This window comes from Rhizobium sp. JAB6, from assembly GCF_003024605.1.
Classification (GTDB): domain Bacteria; phylum Pseudomonadota; class Alphaproteobacteria; order Rhizobiales; family Rhizobiaceae; genus Rhizobium.
This window is the reverse complement of the sequence record NZ_PYJQ01000001.1, coordinates 454027-471611: the sequence shown is the minus strand read 5'-3', so window position 1 is coordinate 471611 and position 17585 is coordinate 454027. Positions and strand designations below refer to the sequence as shown.

The window sequence follows — 17585 nt, the reverse complement described above, 5'->3', positions numbered from 1 at the left end:
ACATATGCCTGAGCGCCGGGCAGTTAAGCAGACCGATCGCCATCCGGGAACCCTGGATCTATGCTCGATTGGAGATATGGCGAGTTTCCCCATACTTGCCTTCACTGGCTGCCGATGGCATTGGCTGCAATGGCATGCCCGACGATTTACGGAGAGACGCCGATGGCCAAGATGATTCACTCTATGATTCGCGTGCTGGACGAGGCGCGCTCGGTAGAATTCTACGACAAGGCTTTCGGCCTGAAGGTGGCCGACCGGATTGCCTTCGATACCTTCACGCTCGTCTATCTCAGCAATGCCGAGACGGAGTTCGAACTCGAATTGACCATCAACCAGGGCCGCATCGACCCTTATGCACAAGGGGACGCCTACGGCCACCTCGCAGTCTCCGTTGCGGAATTGAGGGACGAGCATGCGCGCATGGCCCAGCTCGGGCTCAATCCCGGCAAGATCATCGAACTCAATCGTGATGGGAAGCTTTTTGCATTGCTGTTCTTCGTCACCGACCCCGATGGTTACAAGATCGAGGTTGTGCAAAGGCTTGGGCGGTACAAATAGCCCAAACACGGCGCCAGCCCCGCATCGGCGGGGCAGCTAGCAGTTTCGCCAGCGCGCTCACATCCAATACGGAGGCACGCCGAAGTAATCATGGCTCTTGCGGCCATGATTCTTAAGATCGTGATCGTCCTTGGCAGCGAAGCGGCACGCCTTTTCGATGTCGTTCTTGGTCATGCTGACGCGATAGCCGTCAATGCGGGCATCGTAGCGCAGCTTCTCCCACGGCAGCCGGTAATGCTCCTGGCCGATGCCGAAGAAACCGCCGAAGCTCAGAATGACGAAAGCGATGCGCCCATCACTTTTTTCCATCATCAGCCGCTCGATATGACCAATCTGCTTGCCGTCCGAGCCGTAGACCCTGGACCCTTCGACGCGGTCGCAGGCAACCAGCATCGACATGTCCTTGATATAAAGGTCATGACCCGAGAAATCGGCACTCTCTTTATGCATATGCGCACCTCCTTTTGGATACGCGTCACATAAACTATGGAGCGTCCGATCTGCTCTTTGAGACAGCACGATGCTCCGATGGGTTTGGACCCACGGCGCTATTAACGCTCCGTTGTCATAAAAGTTCCAGTACTTTTTTAAAGGATTGTAAAAAAACGTGAGCGCGCAACAAATATTGACGTTTACGTCAAGGTTATTATAGCTTCCGTCGTGCTCTAATTATTTAATTGAGAGCAACGCTGCGGCGATGCGAAAAGCGGGAGACTTTTTGATCGTCCAATGACACTCTGCAGAGCCGCCGCATATGACGGCGGGGCGTGGTGATGGTGCGTAGAGGAGGAAATGCGCATGAATTCAGTCTCCGCTCCTTCGGATAGACCGCAGGTCGAGAAAATATGGCTCGCTTCTTATCCGGATATCGTACCGGCGGAGCTGCCGCCGCTGGAGCATGCCTCGCTCGCCGAATTGCTGGAGGAAAGCTGCGCGCGCTATGCCGAGAGGCCCGCCTTCACCAGCATGGGCAAATCCATCACCTATCGCGATCTCGACTTGCAGACGCGCAAGATTGCCGCTTGGCTGCAGAGCCTCGGCCTGCAGAAGGGCGATCGCGTTGCCGTCATGATGCCGAACGTGCTGCAAAATCCGATCGCGGTTTACGGCGTTCTTCGCGCCGGGCTCGTCGTCGTCAACGTCAACCCGCTCTATACGCCGCGCGAGCTCGAACATCAGCTGCGCGATTGCGGCGCCAAGGCGATCTTCGTTCTGGAAAACTTCGCCCATACTGTCGAGCAGGTTCTGGCCCATACGGGTGTGCGCCATGTCGTCGTGACCGCGCTTGGCGACATGCTGGGCGTCAAAGGCCATATCGTCAACCTGATCGTCCGCAAGGTGAAGAAGCTCGTACCGGCCTGGTCCATCCCGGGCCATCGCAGTTTCAAGAGCGTGATTGCCGAAGGCTCGCGCCTGCCATTGAAGTTATCGGAGCTCACCGGCAGCGACATCGCCTTCCTGCAATATACCGGCGGTACGACCGGCGTCGCCAAGGGCGCGATCCTCACGCATTCCAATCTGCTCGCCAACCAGCTGCAATTGCTGCTCTGGCTCCAATCCGCCTATATCAACAAGCCGCGCCCGGAGCAGCTGACCTTCGTCTGCGCGCTGCCGCTCTATCATATCTTCGCGCTGACGGTGAATTCGCTGATGGGCATGTCGCTCGGCGGCCATAATGTGCTGATCGCCAATCCGCGCGACATACCGGCCTTCATCAAGGAGCTCGGCAAATACAAGTTCGACATGTTCCCCGGCCTGAACACGCTGTTCAACGCGCTGATGAACAATCCGGATTTCGCCAAGCTCGACCTCTCGAATACCGCAACGCTTGCCGGCGGCATGGCGGTGCAGCGGCCCGTCGCCGAACGATGGCAGAAGATGACGGGGGCCTGGATCACCGAAGGTTATGGCCTCTCCGAAACGTCGCCGGTCGCAAGCGCCAATCGTTTCGACAGCCCGGAATTCACCGGCACCATCGGTCTGCCGATCACGGGAACCGATTTCGACATTCGCGACGAGAACGGCAATTCGCTCCCGCTCGGCGAAGTGGGCGAAATCTGCATCCGCGGCCCGCAGGTGATGGCGGGCTACTGGAAGCAGCCGGCCGAAACCGCGCGCGTGATGACGCCCGACGGCTTCTTCCGCAGCGGCGACATGGGCTTCATGGACGAGCGCGGCTATACCAAGATCGTCGACCGCAAGAAGGACATGATCCTGGTCTCGGGCTTCAACGTCTATCCGAACGAAATCGAGGAAGTCGCCGCCATGCATCCGGGCGTCCTGGAGGCGGCGGCAATCGGCGTGCCCGATCCACATTCCGGCGAGGCGGTGAAGCTCTTCATCGTCAAGAAAGACCCGGCTTTGACCGAGGCCGACGTCAAGGCTCATTTCGCTGAAAATCTAACCAATTACAAGCGCCCGCGCTTCATCGAATTCCGCAGCGAACTGCCGAAATCGAATGTCGGCAAGATCCTGCGCAAGGAGTTGCGCGGCTGACATAATTCCGTGTCATTCAGGAGGCCGCTCGTGCTTGTTTCACGAGCGGTTTTTTCGTTTTGGGCAATAGGTGAACTTGATTTACGCCCTACATAGGGAATAGTTTTCGCGACCAAACTAGAAGCGCTTGGCCCGGTTTTACGGCCAGCAGCGCGAACCCGCAAGGAGCCTCCCATGAACGCCCTCGTCGATCAACTGAAGAGCACCGCATCGGCAACGAAGGCCACGGATATTCGCGCCGCCTTCGCTGCCGATCCGAAACGCTTTTCCCGCTTCAGCGCCTCGTTCGACGACCTGCTGATGGATTACTCCAAGACGGCCGTCAACGACGATATCCTCGCCCTTCTCGAGAAGCTTGCAGCCGAGGGTGGCGTTGCCGCCAAGCGCGAAGAAATGTTCTCCGGCGTCGCCATCAACTTCACTGAAAATCGCGCCGTGCTGCACACAGCGCTGCGCAACCGCTCGAACAAGCCCGTACTCGTCGACGGCAAAGACGTCATGCCTGATGTCAATGCCGTTCTCGCCGCCATGGGCAAGTTTGCCGACGGCATCCGCTCGGGTGCGCTGAAGGGCTCGACGGGCAAGGCGATCACCGATGTCATCAACATCGGCATCGGCGGCTCGGATCTCGGTCCGGTCATGGCGACGCTGGCGCTCGCCCCCTACCACGACGGCCCGCGCTCGCACTTCATCTCGAATATCGACGGCGCGCATATCGCCGATATCCTGAAGCTCGTTAAGCCGGAAACGACGCTCTTCATCGTCGCCTCGAAGACCTTCACGACCATCGAGACGATGACCAATGCCCAGACGGCGCGCAAGTTCATCGCCGATGCGCTCGGCGAAGCTGCCGTGCAGCATCACTTCGCCGCCGTGTCGACGGCGCTCGACAAGGTCGCCGCCTTCGGCATCGACAGCGAGCGCGTCTTCGGCTTCTGGGATTGGGTCGGCGGCCGCTATTCGATCTGGTCTGCCATCGGCCTGCCGCTGATGATCGCGATCGGCCCTGAAAACTTCGGCAAGTTCCTCGATGGCGCGCATGCGATGGACAATCATTTCCGTCAGGCGCCCTTCAAGGAAAACCTGCCGATGCTGCTTGGCCTCATCGGCTTTTATCACCGCAACGTGCTCGACTATCCGACGCGCGCGATCCTGCCCTATGACCAGCGCCTCTCACGCTTCCCGGCCTATCTGCAGCAGCTGGATATGGAATCGAACGGCAAGGGCGTCACCGTCGACGGCACACCGGTCGAAGGCAATTCCGGCCCGGTCGTCTGGGGCGAGCCCGGCACCAACGGCCAGCACGCCTTCTACCAGCTCATCCACCAGGGCACGAGCATCATCCCGGCCGAATTCATGATCGCCGCCAACGGCTTCGAGCCGGAGCTGCGCCACCAGCACCAGCTTTTGATGGCCAATTGCCTGGCGCAGTCGGAAGCACTGATGAAGGGCCGCACCTTCGAGGAAGCCAAGGCACAGCTCACTTCCAAAGGCATGGACGACAGACAAGCCGATTTCATCGCGCCGCACCGCGTCTTCACCGGCAACCGTCCGTCGATCACTTTCGTCTATGACAAGCTGACGCCTTACGCGCTCGGCCGGCTGATCGCGCTCTACGAGCATCGCGTCTTCGTCGAAGGCGTGCTCTTCCGCATCAACTCCTTCGACCAGTGGGGCGTCGAGCTCGGCAAGGAACTGGCAACGGGCCTGCTGCCGGTCATCGAAGGCAAGGAAAGCGCCGCCGGCCACGATTCTTCGACGCAGGGGCTGGTGGCTGCGCTCGCAAGCCGGGCGAAGTAAATCTCCTCATCGGGAAAACAAAAGAGCCCGCCTGAAGCATCAGGCGGGCTCTTCTATTGGTAGCTTTGAAAGCCGATCGCGGTCAGAGCCCGATCTCATGCGCCCAGGGCGGATTTGCGCCAGCGCGCGACACCGTCACCGCCGCGGCCTTGGCGCCCAGAGCCAGCGCATCCTGCAGCGCCTTCTCGTTCAGCGACGCCACCTGCGCCTTGGTCAGGAGGTTGTTCATCTTCAGCGATGCCAGAATGCCGGCATCGAAGGTGTCGCCCGCGCCGACCGTATCGACGACGGTGACGCGCTCGCTCGGCACAGAGACCTTGAGCGATTTGGTATAGCCGGTTGCGCCTTCCGCACCCTTGGTGACGACGACAAGCTTGGCGCCCTGGTTCAGCCAATGGGCGGCCAGCTCATCGTGATTGCCGGAGATGCCAAACCATTCCAGATCCTCATCGGAGAATTTGAGAATGTCGGACATGGCCGCCATCCGGCCGATGCGGCCCATATGCGCTGCCTTGTCCTTGATGAAGCCTGGGCGGATGTTCGGGTCGAGCGAGATCACGCGGCTCTGATGCTCACGCTTCATCAGCGCCTCGTAGGTCGCGCCGCAGGGATCGGGGATCAGGCTGATCGCACCAAAATGCAGAGCTTCGCAATCATCCCCAAGCGCCGGCAGATCGGCCTCGGTAATCATGCGGCCAGCCGTGCCTTCGTCGTAGAAGGCGTAGGTCGCCTGGCCGTTGGCGAGCTTGACGAATGCGATCGTGCTCGGACGAGGCGTGATGGCGCAATAGCTGAAATCGACCTTGGAGGCCGAGAGCGTGTCGCGCAGGATTTCGCCCATCATGTCATCGGCAATGCCGGTGAAGAAGCCCGTGGGAATGCCGAGACGACCAAGGGCGATCGCGGTATTGAAGATGGCGCCGCCGGCATAGGGGGCAAAGCCCTTTTCACCCAGCGTCGTATCCCGCGGCAGCATGTCGATCAAAGCTTCGCCACAGCACAAAATCATTCCGGCCTCCCAAAGAGCGCGTCCATCGTGTCCATTACATAAATCGATTAGATAGATTCAGTGCAAAAGCAAAGCGTCAGTTTGTGGGCAGCTCCGAAATACCGCCGTTCCGGCCGGACCAGGCGAGCGGCGCATTGAGAAAGGCCTCGACCTCCTCCAGCGTCTTATGGTCGAACAGCTTCTGCTCCTTGGCGACGGCGAGCACCTCGCGCCAGGTCGTGATGTGATGCAGGCTCACCTTCCGGTTGGCAAAGCGTTCCACCGCCTCGGAGAAAATACCGTAGTAGAACAGCGCCATGCCATGATCGACGATGCCGCCGGCCGCGCGAATGGCATCGATGAAGGTAAACATGCTGCCGCCGGCCGTCGTCAGATCCTCGATGACGAGCACGCGGGCGCCCTCCTTCATGTCACCTTCGATCTGGGCATTGCGTCCATGGCCCTTCGGCTGCTTGCGTACATAGATCATCGGCAGGTTCAGGCGCTCGGCCAGAAAAGCGGCGAAGGGGATGCCCGCCGTTTCACCGCCGGCGACGCAGTCGAATTGCTCGAAACCGACATTGCGCACGATGATGCTGGCGGCGAAATCCATGACCGTCGCGCGGATGCGCGGATAGGAGATCAGCTTGCGGCAATCGATATAGACGGGGCTCGCCATGCCGGAGGCGAACTTATAGGGCTTGTCGGCATTGAAGTGGACCGCCTTGATCTCCCAGAGCATCCTGGCCATCAGCTCGGCCATGACGGTACGATCGGTGAATATCATCTGGGTCATGCGGGGCCTCCTTCGCGAGCGCTAATGTTCCAGCGGCAATAGCAGCAAGCGGCCCGAGTTTCCAGACGCACGGAAGCTTTTACGGATATCCTCTCCGCCGCTCTCTGCAGAGGCGACTGGAAGCAATCAGCGCAGAACTCCGAGATCGGCAGGGAGCATGGTCTTGAACAGCCCGATGACCTTGTCGCCCTCTTCTCTTTCGATCGAAATCGCATAGCGCACCGCGGCCGCGACGAGCTGCATGGTCAATCGGGCTGTTCTTGCAAGTTCGGTATCGTCGCGCTCCGGCCATAGGCGTTTCAGGACGGTCAGAAATGCCTGCGAATGCCACTCCATGTCTTCCGCATCGACCTGCTGCAGCAGCTTGTCCGTATGAGTGGCATGCCAAATGTCGCGCATAACCGGCTCTTCCAGAAACATGGTGTAGTAGCCATCGACAATGCGGCCGAGAGCGGACTGGAGCTGATCACGGCTTTCGATCGCCGCCAGCTCATCTTCGACACATTGCCGACCCTGCTCGTTGAAGCGCTCGGCCAGCACGCGGATGATCGCCGTCTTGTCGGGGAAATATTGGTAGAGCGAACCGAAGGAAACGCCTGCCTTTTCGACGATCTCACCCATGCGCAGCGCATCGCTGCCATTCCTCGCAATCAGCTCGGATGCCACTGAAAGGATCAGATCTACGCGCTCGCGGCCGCGCTGCTGGCTGGGTATGCGGCGCGGGGTACCGGCCTCGTCCTTGCTGCGCCTGCGTCTCGTGATTGGTTCCTGCGTCATCTCATTCCCGCCCGTGACTGTTGACAGGCAATATAAGAGAGTTTATCACATTTACAAATGCGAGAATTTATCACATTTTAGCCTGGGAGCCTGAAATGCTTATCTCGACGATTGTCGTCATCAGTGAGTGGGGAAATCGGCGGCCCGGATTGCCACAAAAGACGGCCGCGCTGAACGACATTCCATCCAATCTTTGGCAGCTAGCCGAAAGACTTTTCCCCTTATGCCGACAAATCGCCGCAACCGGCCTCTGGAGTGCTCAGTCATGACCTTTCCGATCACGAATATCGCTATCATCGTCGCCGCGCTCAGCAGCGGCCTTCTTGCCGGCGTCTATTTCGCCTTCTCGACCTTCATCATGCAGGCTTTCGCCCGCCTTCCCTCCGATCAGGGGATTGCAGCGATGCAATCGATCAACACGACGATCGTGCGCTCACCCTTCATCGTGCTGTTCCTGCTGACGGCAGCGCTGTCGATCTTCGTCGCCGTGATGGCCATTCTTTACTGGCGGGGCGGCACCAGCGTTCTGATGCTGGCGGGCGCAGCGCTCTACATTGTCGCCAGCCTGCTTTCGACCATGATCTTTAATGTGCCCCTGAACGACGCACTCGATAAAGTGGATGGCCATTCGGCCGAGTCGGCGCAGCTTTGGTCGACCTATCTCGTCGACTGGACGCGCTGGAACCATGTGCGCACGGTCGCCTCGCTACTCGCCGCATGCGCTTTCGTGAAGGCGCTGTTCTGAAAGTTTCGGGAATAGTTGGACGCCCAGCCAAAACGACCGCCTAGACGGCCCGCAGATAGACCGCGACCTCGACACGATTGCGGCCGTTTCGCTTTGCTTCGTAGAGCGCCTTGTCGGCGGCACGTAATACGTCGTCGAAGCCGAGCCCCTTGGCGGTACCGGTCGCAACACCGGCACTGACGGTGCAGGCTAAGGATTTGCCTTCGATGCTGATTGCCCGCGCTGCAAAGGAATCGCGCACCCGCTCGGCCACCTGCTCGGCACGACCCGGCAACATATTGTCGAGCACGAGCGCGAACTCCTCGCCGCCGAGACGAGCCACGGTGTCGGAAGAGCGCAAGCCGAAGGAGAGCTCCTTCGCGAAAAGCTTGAGCACAAGATCGCCGGCAGCATGGCCATGCTGATCGTTGATCGCCTTGAAGCGATCGATGTCGAAGATGACGACGGCCATTGACGGACCGAAGGAGCGGCGGCCGTAGAGATCGAACAATGCACGACGGTTGAGCAGCCCGGTCAGGGCGTCTGTGATCGCCTCCTGACGGTGCAATGCGGCCTGGCGCCATTGATGCAAAGCAAGCGAGAGTGCTCCGATCCCGGTCATTCCGGCAATACAGATAGCGAGGCTGACATCCTCCGCCCAGTTATCCGGCGCGTGACCGAGCACGAGCTTGCCATCAACGATCAGCACGGCCGCACATAAGGCAAAGGAAATAGCCGTCAGCGTGTAAAGCGCCGTAATGCCATAGAGCGGCGTCGGTGCCTCGCGCCGGCTGAGCCAATATTCGCGGGCCGTCAGAAGCAGGAGCACGCAGATCACAAGGTTATCGGCAATGAATGCCAGTCCGTCATAGCCTGCAAGCATCGATCCGATCGATGCCGTCATGCCCGGCAGGCAACCGAGGGCAAAGCGGATCCTGGAAAGGCGACCCGTGCGAAACTGATGACCAGCCACCCAGATCGTCGCGAAGCCGAGGAAGAATAAGACGAAAGTCAAAATGGCAAAAATCGGCTTGGGATGGTCGACATAGGCGCCATAGAGGAAAATGCCGCCGACGATGGGCACGAGGCCGGCAGAACACGTCAGGAGGAAGGTATCGGGCCGACGCGAAAACCAGCTTCCGACCAATGTGACCGCAAGGCACGATGCGGAAACGCCGAGGGCGAGAAGCAGGGAATTGTAATCGACCAGCATCATGCTCTTTCGACGGCTTGATTTCCACCGCAAGGTGTCGACCGAACACTGCACCCGCAGAGGTATAAAATTGGTTACAGCAAATAATAAAGAAGATATATTTCAACAAAATATACGTTCATGGTGCGGCAAACACTTACGGATTGCAATACGGCTTTTATATATTAATTTACTTATGTATAGCTTGACTAAATCTCGACGTCCCAATGCAATGGGAACATGGGGTCGAAAACGGTGACCGGGCCAGCTCCGGTCTCGATCTTGGACGGGAAAGTCACGGCATGGTCGCGGCGGACCAGCGTGATGCTATCCTCATTGACAGGCAATCCATACCATGCCGGGCCATTCAACGAAGCAAAGGCCTCAAGCCTGTCCAGTGCGCTATCCTGTTCGAAAACATGGGCAAGGCAGCTCATGGTGTTGATCGACGTGTAAATGCCGGCGCAGCCGCAGGCGCATTCCTTCAGCGGATCGACATGGGGAGCCGAATCCGTGCCGAGGAAGAACCTTGCATCGCCGCTAGTGGCGGCCGCGCGCAGGGCCAGACGATGGCTTTCGCGCTTGGCGACCGGCAGGCAGTAATAATGCGGGCGAATGCCGCCCACGAGGATCGCATTGCGGTTGATGATCAGATGATGCGTCGTGATGGAGCCGGCGAGGTTTGCCTTCGCCGACTTGATGTAGTCCACGCCGTCCGAGGTGGTCACATGCTCCATCGTGACCTTCAACTCCGACAGGCGCCGGCGCAACGGATCGAGCACGGTTTCAATGAACACGGCCTCGCGATCGAAGATATCCACCTCGGGCGTCGTCACCTCGCCATGAACGCAAAGCGGCAGGCCGATCTTCGCCATGCGCTCCAGCACCGGCATTGCCTTGTCCAGATCGCGAACGCCGCCATGCGAGTTGGTCGTCGCACCCGCCGGATAGAGCTTGACGGCGGTGATGAGGCCGCTCTTCTTGCCCTCTTCGACATCGTCGGCGCTGGTGTGCTCGGTGAGATAGAGCGTCATCAGCGGCTGGAAGCGATCACCCGCCGGCAACGCCTTCAGAATGCGCTCGCGATAGGCAGCCGCATCGGCCGTCGTTACGACCGGCGGCACGAGATTGGGCATGATGATGGCGCGGGCGAAGTGCCTGGAAGTATCAGCGATCACGCCTTCCAGCATGGCTCCATCCCGCAGATGCAGATGCCAGTCGTCAGGACGGCGGATGGTGAGCTTTTGCATGGGCGCGACCTCTGGAAATATGAGCGCGATCTTTCCCGAAGGCTGCCTCCGGCTTTTCGGGATCGCACTTTGCTATCGCGCTTCGATAGCACCATCCGCCCTCGCAAAACAATCCGCGACGGCGCTTAAATGAGGAGCAAGGTCAATCCTGCACGATATCGATGGTGACGTCTGCGCGGCGGCGGCTCTCGAGGATCAGCCGGCCGTTCGGCAGATCATTGCCATAGACCTTGGCCCGGGCGGTGTCTTCATCGAGATCGTAGCCCCTCCAGCGTGCCCACAGGCGCTCCTCGAGCACCTCGATGGGCGGAGCGAGCATGATCGAATAATCGAACATGCCTTCCAGTTCGGCCCATTTTCCCTGGCTGAACAGCAGGTAGTTGCCTTCGACGACGATGAAGCGGTGATCGGCCGAGACGATGCGAGCCGAGGCGATCGCAATCTCCCGCGAGCGGTCGAAGACCGGCACGAGGACCTCCTGGTCGGCTGCGCGCACGGCCTTGACGATATCGAGGAAGGCGCGCACGTCGAAGCTGTCAGGCACGCCTTTCCGCTTCAAAAGTCCCTTCTCTATGAGGACGGCATTATCCATGTGGAAGCCGTCCATCGGCAGGACTTCGGCGCTCTCGCCCCTCGCCTTCAAGGCCTTGGCGACATTGTCGGCCAGGGTGGATTTGCCGGCACCGGGCGGGCCGGCGATCGCGACCAGGAAGCGTTTGGCGTTGCCGGCGCGCGCGATAATCTCGCCGGCAACATCGTCAAGAGAGACGCTCATGCAGCGACATTCTCGACCGGCGGAGTCTTGGCGCCGGTCATGAAGGCAACAGCGTCGGACATCGAATAATCCTTGGGATTGATGACGGTCAGGCGTCGTCCAAGGCGATGGATATGAATGCGATCCGCAACCTCGAAGACATGCGGCATATTGTGCGAGATCAGGACGATCGGCAAGCCGCGCGCACGCACATCGAGGATGAGTTCGAGAACCTTGCGGCTTTCCTTGACGCCCAGGGCCGCCGTCGGTTCGTCCATGATGACGACCTTGGAGCCGAAGGCGGCGGCGCGCGCCACGGCAACACCCTGGCGCTGGCCGCCGGAGAGCGTTTCCACCGCCTGGTTGATGTTCTGGATCGTCATCAGGCCGAGTTCCGAGAGCTTGTCGCGGGCGCGCTTTTCCATGGCCGGCCGATCGAGCATGCGGAAGACGGAGCCGAGAATGCCGGGTCTGCGCACTTCGCGGCCGAGGAACATGTTATCGGCGATCGAGAGCGCCGGCGACAGTGCTAGGTTCTGATAGACCGTTTCGATGCCTGCCTCGCGCGCTTCCATCGGCGAGCGGAAGTGGACAGGCTTGCCTTCCAGTCTGATCTCGCCGTCGTCGGGAATGACCGCGCCGGAGATCGCCTTGATCAGCGAGGATTTGCCGGCGCCGTTGTCGCCGATCACGGCGAGGATCTCGCCGGGATAGAGATCGAAATCGGCATTGTCGAGCGCGGTCACGCGTCCATAGCGCTTGACGAGGCCGCGGGCCGTGAGGATGGGTTCGACGGTCGTGGTCATGCCGATACCTTTCTGATCCATTGATCGATCGCGACGGCGCCGATGATGAGCACGCCGGTCAGAAGCACCTTCCACTGCGGATCCGCTCCGAGCATATTGAGACCCATGGAGACGACGCCGACGATCATGGCGCCGAACAATGTGCCGAGGATCGAGCCGCGGCCGCCGAAGAGCGAGATGCCGCCGATGACGGTTGCGGTGATAGCCTGAAGATTGAAGTCGGTCACGGCGGAAGACGGCGAGACCGAGCCGTTACGGCCGATGGAGACCCAGGCGGCAAGGGCGGCGATCAGTCCCGACACGCCGTAGACTGCGAGAAGAACCTTCTTGGTCTGGATACCCGCGAGTTTCGCCGCTTCCGGATCGTCGCCAACCGCATAGACATGCCTGCCCCAGGCCGTGTGATTGAGGACATACCAGAGGCCCATGACCAGAAGCACCATGGCGATGACGCCGAGGGTCAGCACGGCACCGCCGACGCGGAAGCTTGCGGCGAAGAGATGCAGCAGCGGCGCCTTTTCATCGACATCGGTGTCGCGGATGGTTTCATTGGCGGAATAGATGAAGTTCGTCGCCATGACTATATTCCATGTGCCGAGCGTCACGATGAACGGCGGCAGCTTCATATGGGCGACAAGGAAACCGTTGAGGAGCCCGCAAATGCCGCCCACCGCCATGCCGGCAACGATAGCGATCGGCGTCGGCAAGCCGTATGTCACGGCGACATTGCCCATGACGACGGAGGCGATGACCATGATGACGCCGATCGAGAGATCGATGCCGGCGGTCAGGATGACCAGCGTCTGGGCTGCGCCGAGAATGCCGACGATGGCGATCTGCTGCAGGATGAGCGTCAGCGTATAGGCGGAAAAGAACCGCCCGCCGATCGCGATGCCGAAGATCACGATCGCCAATACCAAGACGATGAGCGGCACCGCCGCCGGCGTCGAGTGCAGAAAATGCTGCACGCGCTTCAAAAGAGAGACATCGTTGTGCTCGAACGAAGCGACATTCTTGTCGCTGCCGTCGAGAACACGTTCGAATTCCTGTGCTCCGGACATAATTATTCCTCCGCCACCGCGCATATGCGCGGAAACCGCCGGCTGTTGGGGGCCAGCCAGGATCTGAACCCGACCGACGTGACTATTGCGATTGTCTGCTCCCTGTAAAAGAGCCGCGCCAGCAGGCGCATGACGCGGCTCCAGAAGGGACTATATCACATTCGTGAGGGACTTAGCCCCAGCACTTGTTGAGACCTTCCTTGGTGTCGATGGACTTCACGCCCGAGACCGGCTTGTCCGTCACCAGGGAAACGCCGGTGTCGAAGAAGGTCTTGCCTTCGGTCGGCTTCGGCTTCTCGCCGCCATCGGCGAACTTCTTGATCGCCTCGACGCCGAGAGCCGCCATCATCAGCGGATACTGCTGGGCAGTTGCGCCGATCACGCCATCCTTGACCGATTTGACGCCGGGGCAGCCACCGTCGATCGAGACGATCAGAACCTGCTTTTCGAGACCGACAGCCTTCAGAGCCTGATAGGCGCCGGTTGCAGCCGGCTCGTTGATCGTGTGGATGACGTTGATGCTGGAATCCTTCTGCAGAAGGTTTTCCATGGCCTTGCGGCCGCCCTCTTCGTTGCCGTTGGTGACGTCGTGGCCGACGATCCGCGGATCGGTTTCGTCGCCGATCTTGTTCGGATCCTTCGGGTCGATGCCGAAGCCGATCATGAAGCCTTGGTCGCGCAGAACGTCGACCGACGGCTGCGACGGCGTCAGATCGAGGAAGCCGATCTTGGCGTCCTTGGCCTTGTCGCCCAGCGTTTCCTTGGCCCACTGGCCGACGAGCTTGCCGGCAAGGAGATTGTCCGTGGCGAAGGTGGCATCGGCTGCATTCGCCGGCTCGAGCGGCGTGTCGAGCGCGATGACCAGCAGGCCGGCGTCGCGCGCCTTCTTGACCGAGGGAACGATGCCCTTGGTGTCGGATGCGGTGATCAGGATGCCCTTCGCGCCATCGGCGATGCAGCTTTCGATGGCGGCAACCTGGCTTTCGCTGTCGCCGTCGATCTTGCCGGCATAGGACTTCAGCGTGACGCCGAGTTCCTTGGCCTTGGCGGTGGCGCCTTCCTTCATCTTGACGAAGAAGGGATTGGTATCGGTCTTGGTGATGAGGCAGGCGGATACGCCGGCAGCCTTGGCAGGTGCGGCAAATGCAACGCCGAGCGCCAGGGCGGCAACGGCTGCGGAAATAACGGATTTCTTCATTCAATCCTCCCGATGTTTGAAAAGCCGGACCGTCCGGCTGTCGCGGGTTCCACTTCGAACCCGGTTAAAGATGCGCCAAGCCTGTCGGATTGTTTTGGTAGACCTCCTCCAAGGCTATGCGCGTATCCTCGACGGCAATATCAGACCCTAAAGAAATCCCCCTGTCAATAAATAAATCGGATTGAATTATTAATTCGATGTGGCATTCTGGAAAGAAATAGGGCATGGCCATGATGGAAGGAGCAGGCCCATGTCTCTCGTGCATGACCCGGAGGACACACCCACAACACCGGCGATTCTCGACCCCTCCGGGGGCGCGAACCAGCTTGGCGTGCGCGCCCATAACGAACGGCTCGTACTTTCACTCGTGCGCCGTCACGGCGCGCTTTCGAAGGCCGATATCGCACGGCGGAGCGGGCTTTCGGCGCAAACGGTCTCCGTCATCATGCGGGAGCTGGAAAAGGACGGGCTGCTGTCCCGCGATGCGCCGGTTCGCGGGCGCGTCGGCCAGCCCTCCATTCCGATGCGGCTCAATCCGGATGCCGTACTCTCCTTCGGCGTCAAGATCGGCCGGCGCAGCGCCGACCTCGTGCTGATGGATTTCGTCGGCGGCATCCGGATGCAGCTCCATCAGATCTACCCTTACCCGCTGCCGCAAGAGATCATTGCCTTCGTGGCGGCCGGCATAAAAGAATTGGAAGGGTGCCTCAGCGAAGAGCAGCGCCGCAAGATCGCGGGAATGGGCGTTGCCGCACCGTTCGAGCTGTGGAACTGGGCCGAGCAGGTAGGCGCGCCTCCGGGAGCGATGGATGCCTGGCGCGGCTTCGATCTAAGAGCCGAAATCGCCTCGCGCGTGCCTTACCCCGTCTTTCTGCAGAACGACGCTACCAGCGCCTGCGGCGCCGAGCTGGTCTTCGGGATCGGTCCGCACTATCCGGATTTCGTCTATTTCTTCATCGGCTCCTTCCTCGGCGGCGGCATCGTCCTGAATTCGTCCGTCTTCGTTGGCCGAACGGGAACGGCAGGCGCGCTCGGCCCCCTGCCCGTGCGCGGCCGCAACGGCGAGAACCGCCAGCTCCTCGAGATCGCTTCGATCTTCGTGCTGGAAAATCTGCTGCGGGATCATGGTTTCGATCCACGTCCCCTCTGGTATTCGGCGGATAATTGGATCGATTTCGGCGAGCCGCTGGAGATCTGGATCCAGGACACGGCCAAGGCGCTGGCGCAGGCGATCGTCGCCTCCGCCTCCGTTCTTGATTTCAGCGCCGCCGTCATCGACGGCGGTTTTCCCGGCTGGGTGCGGGAGCGCGTGGTGCGAGCAACCATTAAGGCAGCGGCGGAACTCGATCTACAGGGTGTCGTCATGCCCGAGATCATCGAGGGTGCAGTCGGGCCGCAGGCCCGCGCCATCGGGGGCGCCAGCCTGCCGATCTTCGCGCGTTACCTCATCGACCAGAACGTTCTTTTCAAGGAGATTGAGCATGCTGAAGGGCATTGACCCGCTATTGAGCCCAGAGCTTTTGGCGACCTTGCGCGCCATGGGCCATGGCGACGAAATCGCCCTCGTGGACGGCAATTATCCCGGCCTCGAACATGGGCGCCGCCTTATCCGCCTCGACGGTCACGGTGTCGTTCCCGTGCTCGATGCAGTCCTGAGCGTACTGCCGATCGACGATTTCGTGCCCCAGGCGATATTCCGGGCGACCGTCAAGCAGGATCGCGATGCGGTCGACCCCGTTCATGCGGAGATGATCGAATGTTGCGCCCGGCATGTCCCCGAGATCAAGGTCGTGCCGCTATTGCCGGCGGAATTCTACGAGCGGGTGCAGCGTGCGCATGCGCTCATCCAGACCAGCGAGCCGCGGCTCTATGGGAATATCATTCTGCGCAAGGGTGTGATTTATCCGAAGGGATAGCGAGGTCGCGATATCTGTTGCAGATAAACCCCTCATCCGGCCTTCGGCCACCTTCTCCCCGCTTGCGGGGAGAGGATGGGCGCACCTACAGCCTTCCCTCCGGCAAGTTGCCCAGACGAGAATGTAGAGCTAGTCCCCTCTCCCCGTCAAAACGGGGAGAGCGTTAAGGTGAGGGGCAAAGCTCTCCTGACGGCAAGAGCTAACCAACTGCCTACCCTCAAATATCGCCCGCAGAAGGCCCCCAGACATCCGCCATGGCAAAGCCTTCCGCCATCGGGTCGAACGGATCGAGCGCCACCTGGCTCAAGCCGAAGGTGAAGCCGCGGCCGGTGATCGTCGGGATGATCGCGGGCTTGCCGGCCACTTCGGTCTCCGCCTGCAGGCCCACCTCGAACTCCGAACCAATGATCGAGCGGGACTTGAAGACATCGCCAACCTTGGCCTTGCCGCGAGCATGCAGCGTCGCCAGATTGGCGGAATTGCCGGTGCCGCAGGGCGAACGGTCGGCGCGGCCGGGCCACATGGTCGTGCAGGTGCGGATGGCGCCATCGGCGTCGATATCGCGGAACATCACATAGGCGACGCCCGAGATGGCCGAGATTTCCGGGTGGACCACGGCCATTGCCCTGTTGATCGCTTCCTTGATGACCATACCGGCCTGCACGAGGGCGGCCGCATTGGCCTTTTCGATCTTCAGGCCGATCTGGCCGACATCGACGAGCGCATAGAAAATGCCGCCATAGCAGAGATCGAGCTTGATCCTGCCCCATTGCGGCGTGTCAAGCCCGACATCCAGCTCATGCACGAAGGACGGCACCATGGTCAGCCGCACCTTTTCGCAGCGGCCGTCGCGGCAGGTCGCGGTCGCACGCACAAGGCCGGCGGCCGTATCAAGAGTGACGACGGTTTCCGGCTCCTTCATCTCGACGATGCCGGATTCGAGCAGCGCCGTTGTCACGCAGATGGAGTTCGAGCCCGAGCTTGCATGTGCCTGGTCGGGCTGCAGGATGATGAAGCCCGCATCGGCCTCGGAATGCTTGGCGGGCAGCAGCAGATTGACGGAACCGATCGGCGCACCGCGGGGCTCCAGCACAAGGAAACGGCGCAGCTCCTGGCCCTTCGGATCCGTGTTCAGCCAATGAAGCTGCTCGGCAATGCTGTTGCCGGGGATCTTCGGCACGCCGCCGATGGCAACCTTGCCGATCTCACCCTCGCAGTGAACATCCAGCAGCTGAATCGTGCGCTTCCATCTCATCTCATCCACTCCAA

Annotated in this window: 17 protein-coding genes; 6 read left to right on the top strand and 11 right to left on the bottom strand. The window is 60.4% G+C overall.

What is annotated here, in order from left to right; genetic code table 11:
- The first annotated feature begins 162 nt into the window (after positions 1-162).
- On the top strand, positions 163-558 hold the full coding sequence (locus C7U61_RS02360; RefSeq protein ID WP_106996521.1) for a VOC family protein: 396 nt from the start codon (positions 163-165) through the stop codon (positions 556-558).
- A 57-nt stretch (positions 559-615) separates the two neighbouring features.
- On the opposite strand, the gene C7U61_RS02355 is transcribed toward C7U61_RS02360, so the two are convergent.
- Complete coding sequence (locus C7U61_RS02355) at positions 616-1008, bottom strand: PRC-barrel domain-containing protein (RefSeq protein WP_106996520.1); 393 nt, start codon at positions 1006-1008, stop codon at positions 616-618.
- Positions 1009-1356: 348 nt separating this feature from the next.
- On the opposite strand from C7U61_RS02355, the gene C7U61_RS02350 reads away from it, so the two are divergent.
- Positions 1357-3054, top strand: a complete 1698-nt coding sequence (locus C7U61_RS02350; RefSeq protein WP_106996519.1) for a long-chain fatty acid--CoA ligase — start codon at positions 1357-1359, stop codon at positions 3052-3054.
- 174 nt (positions 3055-3228) lie between these two features.
- Positions 3229-4854 carry a glucose-6-phosphate isomerase gene (pgi, locus tag C7U61_RS02345; RefSeq protein ID WP_106996518.1) on the top strand — a complete coding sequence of 542 codons (1626 nt, stop codon included), beginning with the start codon at positions 3229-3231 and terminating at the stop codon, positions 4852-4854.
- An 82-nt stretch (positions 4855-4936) separates the two neighbouring features.
- Here the strand turns inward: pgi and C7U61_RS02340 are convergent, their stop codons facing one another.
- From C7U61_RS02340 to C7U61_RS02330, 3 genes are all read right to left on the bottom strand, one after another.
- A complete protein-coding gene (locus C7U61_RS02340; protein ID WP_106996517.1) occupies positions 4937-5863 on the bottom strand; it encodes a carbohydrate kinase in 927 nt (308 codons plus the stop codon).
- A gap of 76 nt (positions 5864-5939) precedes the next feature.
- On the bottom strand, positions 5940-6638 hold the full coding sequence (locus C7U61_RS02335; protein ID WP_106996516.1) for an orotate phosphoribosyltransferase: 699 nt from the start codon (positions 6636-6638) through the stop codon (positions 5940-5942).
- Between the two features lie 126 nt (positions 6639-6764).
- Positions 6765-7415: a TetR/AcrR family transcriptional regulator gene (locus C7U61_RS02330; RefSeq protein WP_106996515.1), complete on the bottom strand. Its 651-nt coding sequence runs from the start codon at positions 7413-7415 to the stop codon at positions 6765-6767.
- Positions 7416-7680: 265 nt separating this feature from the next.
- Here C7U61_RS02330 and C7U61_RS02325 point away from each other — a divergent pair, with 265 nt between their 5' ends.
- Positions 7681-8160 (top strand): anthrone oxygenase family protein, encoded by a 480-nt coding sequence (locus tag C7U61_RS02325; RefSeq protein WP_106996514.1) that lies wholly within the window; start codon positions 7681-7683, stop codon positions 8158-8160.
- Positions 8161-8200: 40 nt separating this feature from the next.
- On the opposite strand, the gene C7U61_RS02320 is transcribed toward C7U61_RS02325, so the two are convergent.
- From C7U61_RS02320 to C7U61_RS02295, 6 genes are all read right to left on the bottom strand, one after another.
- Positions 8201-9352 (bottom strand): GGDEF domain-containing protein, encoded by a 1152-nt coding sequence (locus tag C7U61_RS02320; RefSeq protein ID WP_106996909.1) that lies wholly within the window; start codon positions 9350-9352, stop codon positions 8201-8203.
- Positions 9353-9540: 188 nt separating this feature from the next.
- Positions 9541-10581: a dihydroorotase gene (pyrC, locus tag C7U61_RS02315; protein WP_106996513.1), complete on the bottom strand. Its 1041-nt coding sequence runs from the start codon at positions 10579-10581 to the stop codon at positions 9541-9543.
- Positions 10582-10723: 142 nt separating this feature from the next.
- A complete protein-coding gene (locus C7U61_RS02310; protein ID WP_106996512.1) occupies positions 10724-11356 on the bottom strand; it encodes a nucleoside triphosphate hydrolase in 633 nt (210 codons plus the stop codon).
- A complete protein-coding gene (locus C7U61_RS02305; RefSeq protein WP_181315769.1) occupies positions 11353-12162 on the bottom strand; it encodes an ATP-binding cassette domain-containing protein in 810 nt (269 codons plus the stop codon). The genes C7U61_RS02310 and C7U61_RS02305 overlap by 4 nt, the downstream gene beginning before the upstream one ends.
- Complete coding sequence (locus C7U61_RS02300) at positions 12138-13202, bottom strand: ABC transporter permease (protein ID WP_106996511.1); 1065 nt, start codon at positions 13200-13202, stop codon at positions 12138-12140. The genes C7U61_RS02305 and C7U61_RS02300 overlap by 25 nt, the downstream gene beginning before the upstream one ends.
- A gap of 172 nt (positions 13203-13374) precedes the next feature.
- Entirely contained in the window at positions 13375-14400 is a 1026-nt protein-coding gene (locus C7U61_RS02295; protein WP_106996510.1) for a sugar ABC transporter substrate-binding protein, read from the bottom strand.
- Between the two features lie 250 nt (positions 14401-14650).
- Between C7U61_RS02295 and C7U61_RS02290 the strand changes: the two genes are divergently transcribed.
- Entirely contained in the window at positions 14651-15898 is a 1248-nt protein-coding gene (locus C7U61_RS02290; protein WP_106996509.1) for an ROK family transcriptional regulator, read from the top strand.
- The gene (locus tag C7U61_RS02285; RefSeq protein ID WP_106996508.1) at positions 15882-16316 is read left to right on the top strand and encodes an RbsD/FucU family protein; all 435 of its coding nucleotides are present in this window, start codon (positions 15882-15884) and stop codon (positions 16314-16316) included. The genes C7U61_RS02290 and C7U61_RS02285 overlap by 17 nt, the downstream gene beginning before the upstream one ends.
- A 217-nt stretch (positions 16317-16533) precedes the next feature.
- Here C7U61_RS02285 and C7U61_RS02280 read toward each other — a convergent pair whose 3' ends face one another.
- Complete coding sequence (locus C7U61_RS02280) at positions 16534-17571, bottom strand: 4-hydroxyproline epimerase (RefSeq protein ID WP_106996507.1); 1038 nt, start codon at positions 17569-17571, stop codon at positions 16534-16536.
- Positions 17572-17585: the final 14 nt, after the last annotated feature.

Coding starts and splice junctions, on each gene's coding strand:
- C7U61_RS02295 (WP_106996510.1), bottom strand. CDS start 14,400: ATGAAGAAATCCGTTATTTCCGCAGCCGTTGCCGCCCTGGCGCTCGGC.
- C7U61_RS02290 (WP_106996509.1), top strand. CDS start 14,651: ATGTCTCTCGTGCATGACCCGGAGGACACACCCACAACACCGGCGATT.
- C7U61_RS02280 (WP_106996507.1), bottom strand. CDS start 17,571: ATGAGATGGAAGCGCACGATTCAGCTGCTGGATGTTCACTGCGAGGGT.
- C7U61_RS02285 (WP_106996508.1), top strand. CDS start 15,882: ATGCTGAAGGGCATTGACCCGCTATTGAGCCCAGAGCTTTTGGCGACC.
- C7U61_RS02330 (WP_106996515.1), bottom strand. CDS start 7,415: ATGACGCAGGAACCAATCACGAGACGCAGGCGCAGCAAGGACGAGGCC.
- C7U61_RS02355 (WP_106996520.1), bottom strand. CDS start 1,008: ATGCATAAAGAGAGTGCCGATTTCTCGGGTCATGACCTTTATATCAAG.
- C7U61_RS02320 (WP_106996909.1), bottom strand. CDS start 9,352: ATGCTGGTCGATTACAATTCCCTGCTTCTCGCCCTCGGCGTTTCCGCA.
- pgi (WP_106996518.1), top strand. CDS start 3,229: ATGAACGCCCTCGTCGATCAACTGAAGAGCACCGCATCGGCAACGAAG.
- C7U61_RS02325 (WP_106996514.1), top strand. CDS start 7,681: ATGACCTTTCCGATCACGAATATCGCTATCATCGTCGCCGCGCTCAGC.
- C7U61_RS02360 (WP_106996521.1), top strand. CDS start 163: ATGGCCAAGATGATTCACTCTATGATTCGCGTGCTGGACGAGGCGCGC.
- pyrC (WP_106996513.1), bottom strand. CDS start 10,581: ATGCAAAAGCTCACCATCCGCCGTCCTGACGACTGGCATCTGCATCTG.
- C7U61_RS02310 (WP_106996512.1), bottom strand. CDS start 11,356: ATGAGCGTCTCTCTTGACGATGTTGCCGGCGAGATTATCGCGCGCGCC.
- C7U61_RS02300 (WP_106996511.1), bottom strand. CDS start 13,202: ATGTCCGGAGCACAGGAATTCGAACGTGTTCTCGACGGCAGCGACAAG.
- C7U61_RS02350 (WP_106996519.1), top strand. CDS start 1,357: ATGAATTCAGTCTCCGCTCCTTCGGATAGACCGCAGGTCGAGAAAATA.
- C7U61_RS02335 (WP_106996516.1), bottom strand. CDS start 6,638: ATGACCCAGATGATATTCACCGATCGTACCGTCATGGCCGAGCTGATG.
- C7U61_RS02340 (WP_106996517.1), bottom strand. CDS start 5,863: ATGATTTTGTGCTGTGGCGAAGCTTTGATCGACATGCTGCCGCGGGAT.
- C7U61_RS02305 (WP_181315769.1), bottom strand. CDS start 12,162: ATGGATCAGAAAGGTATCGGCATGACCACGACCGTCGAACCCATCCTC.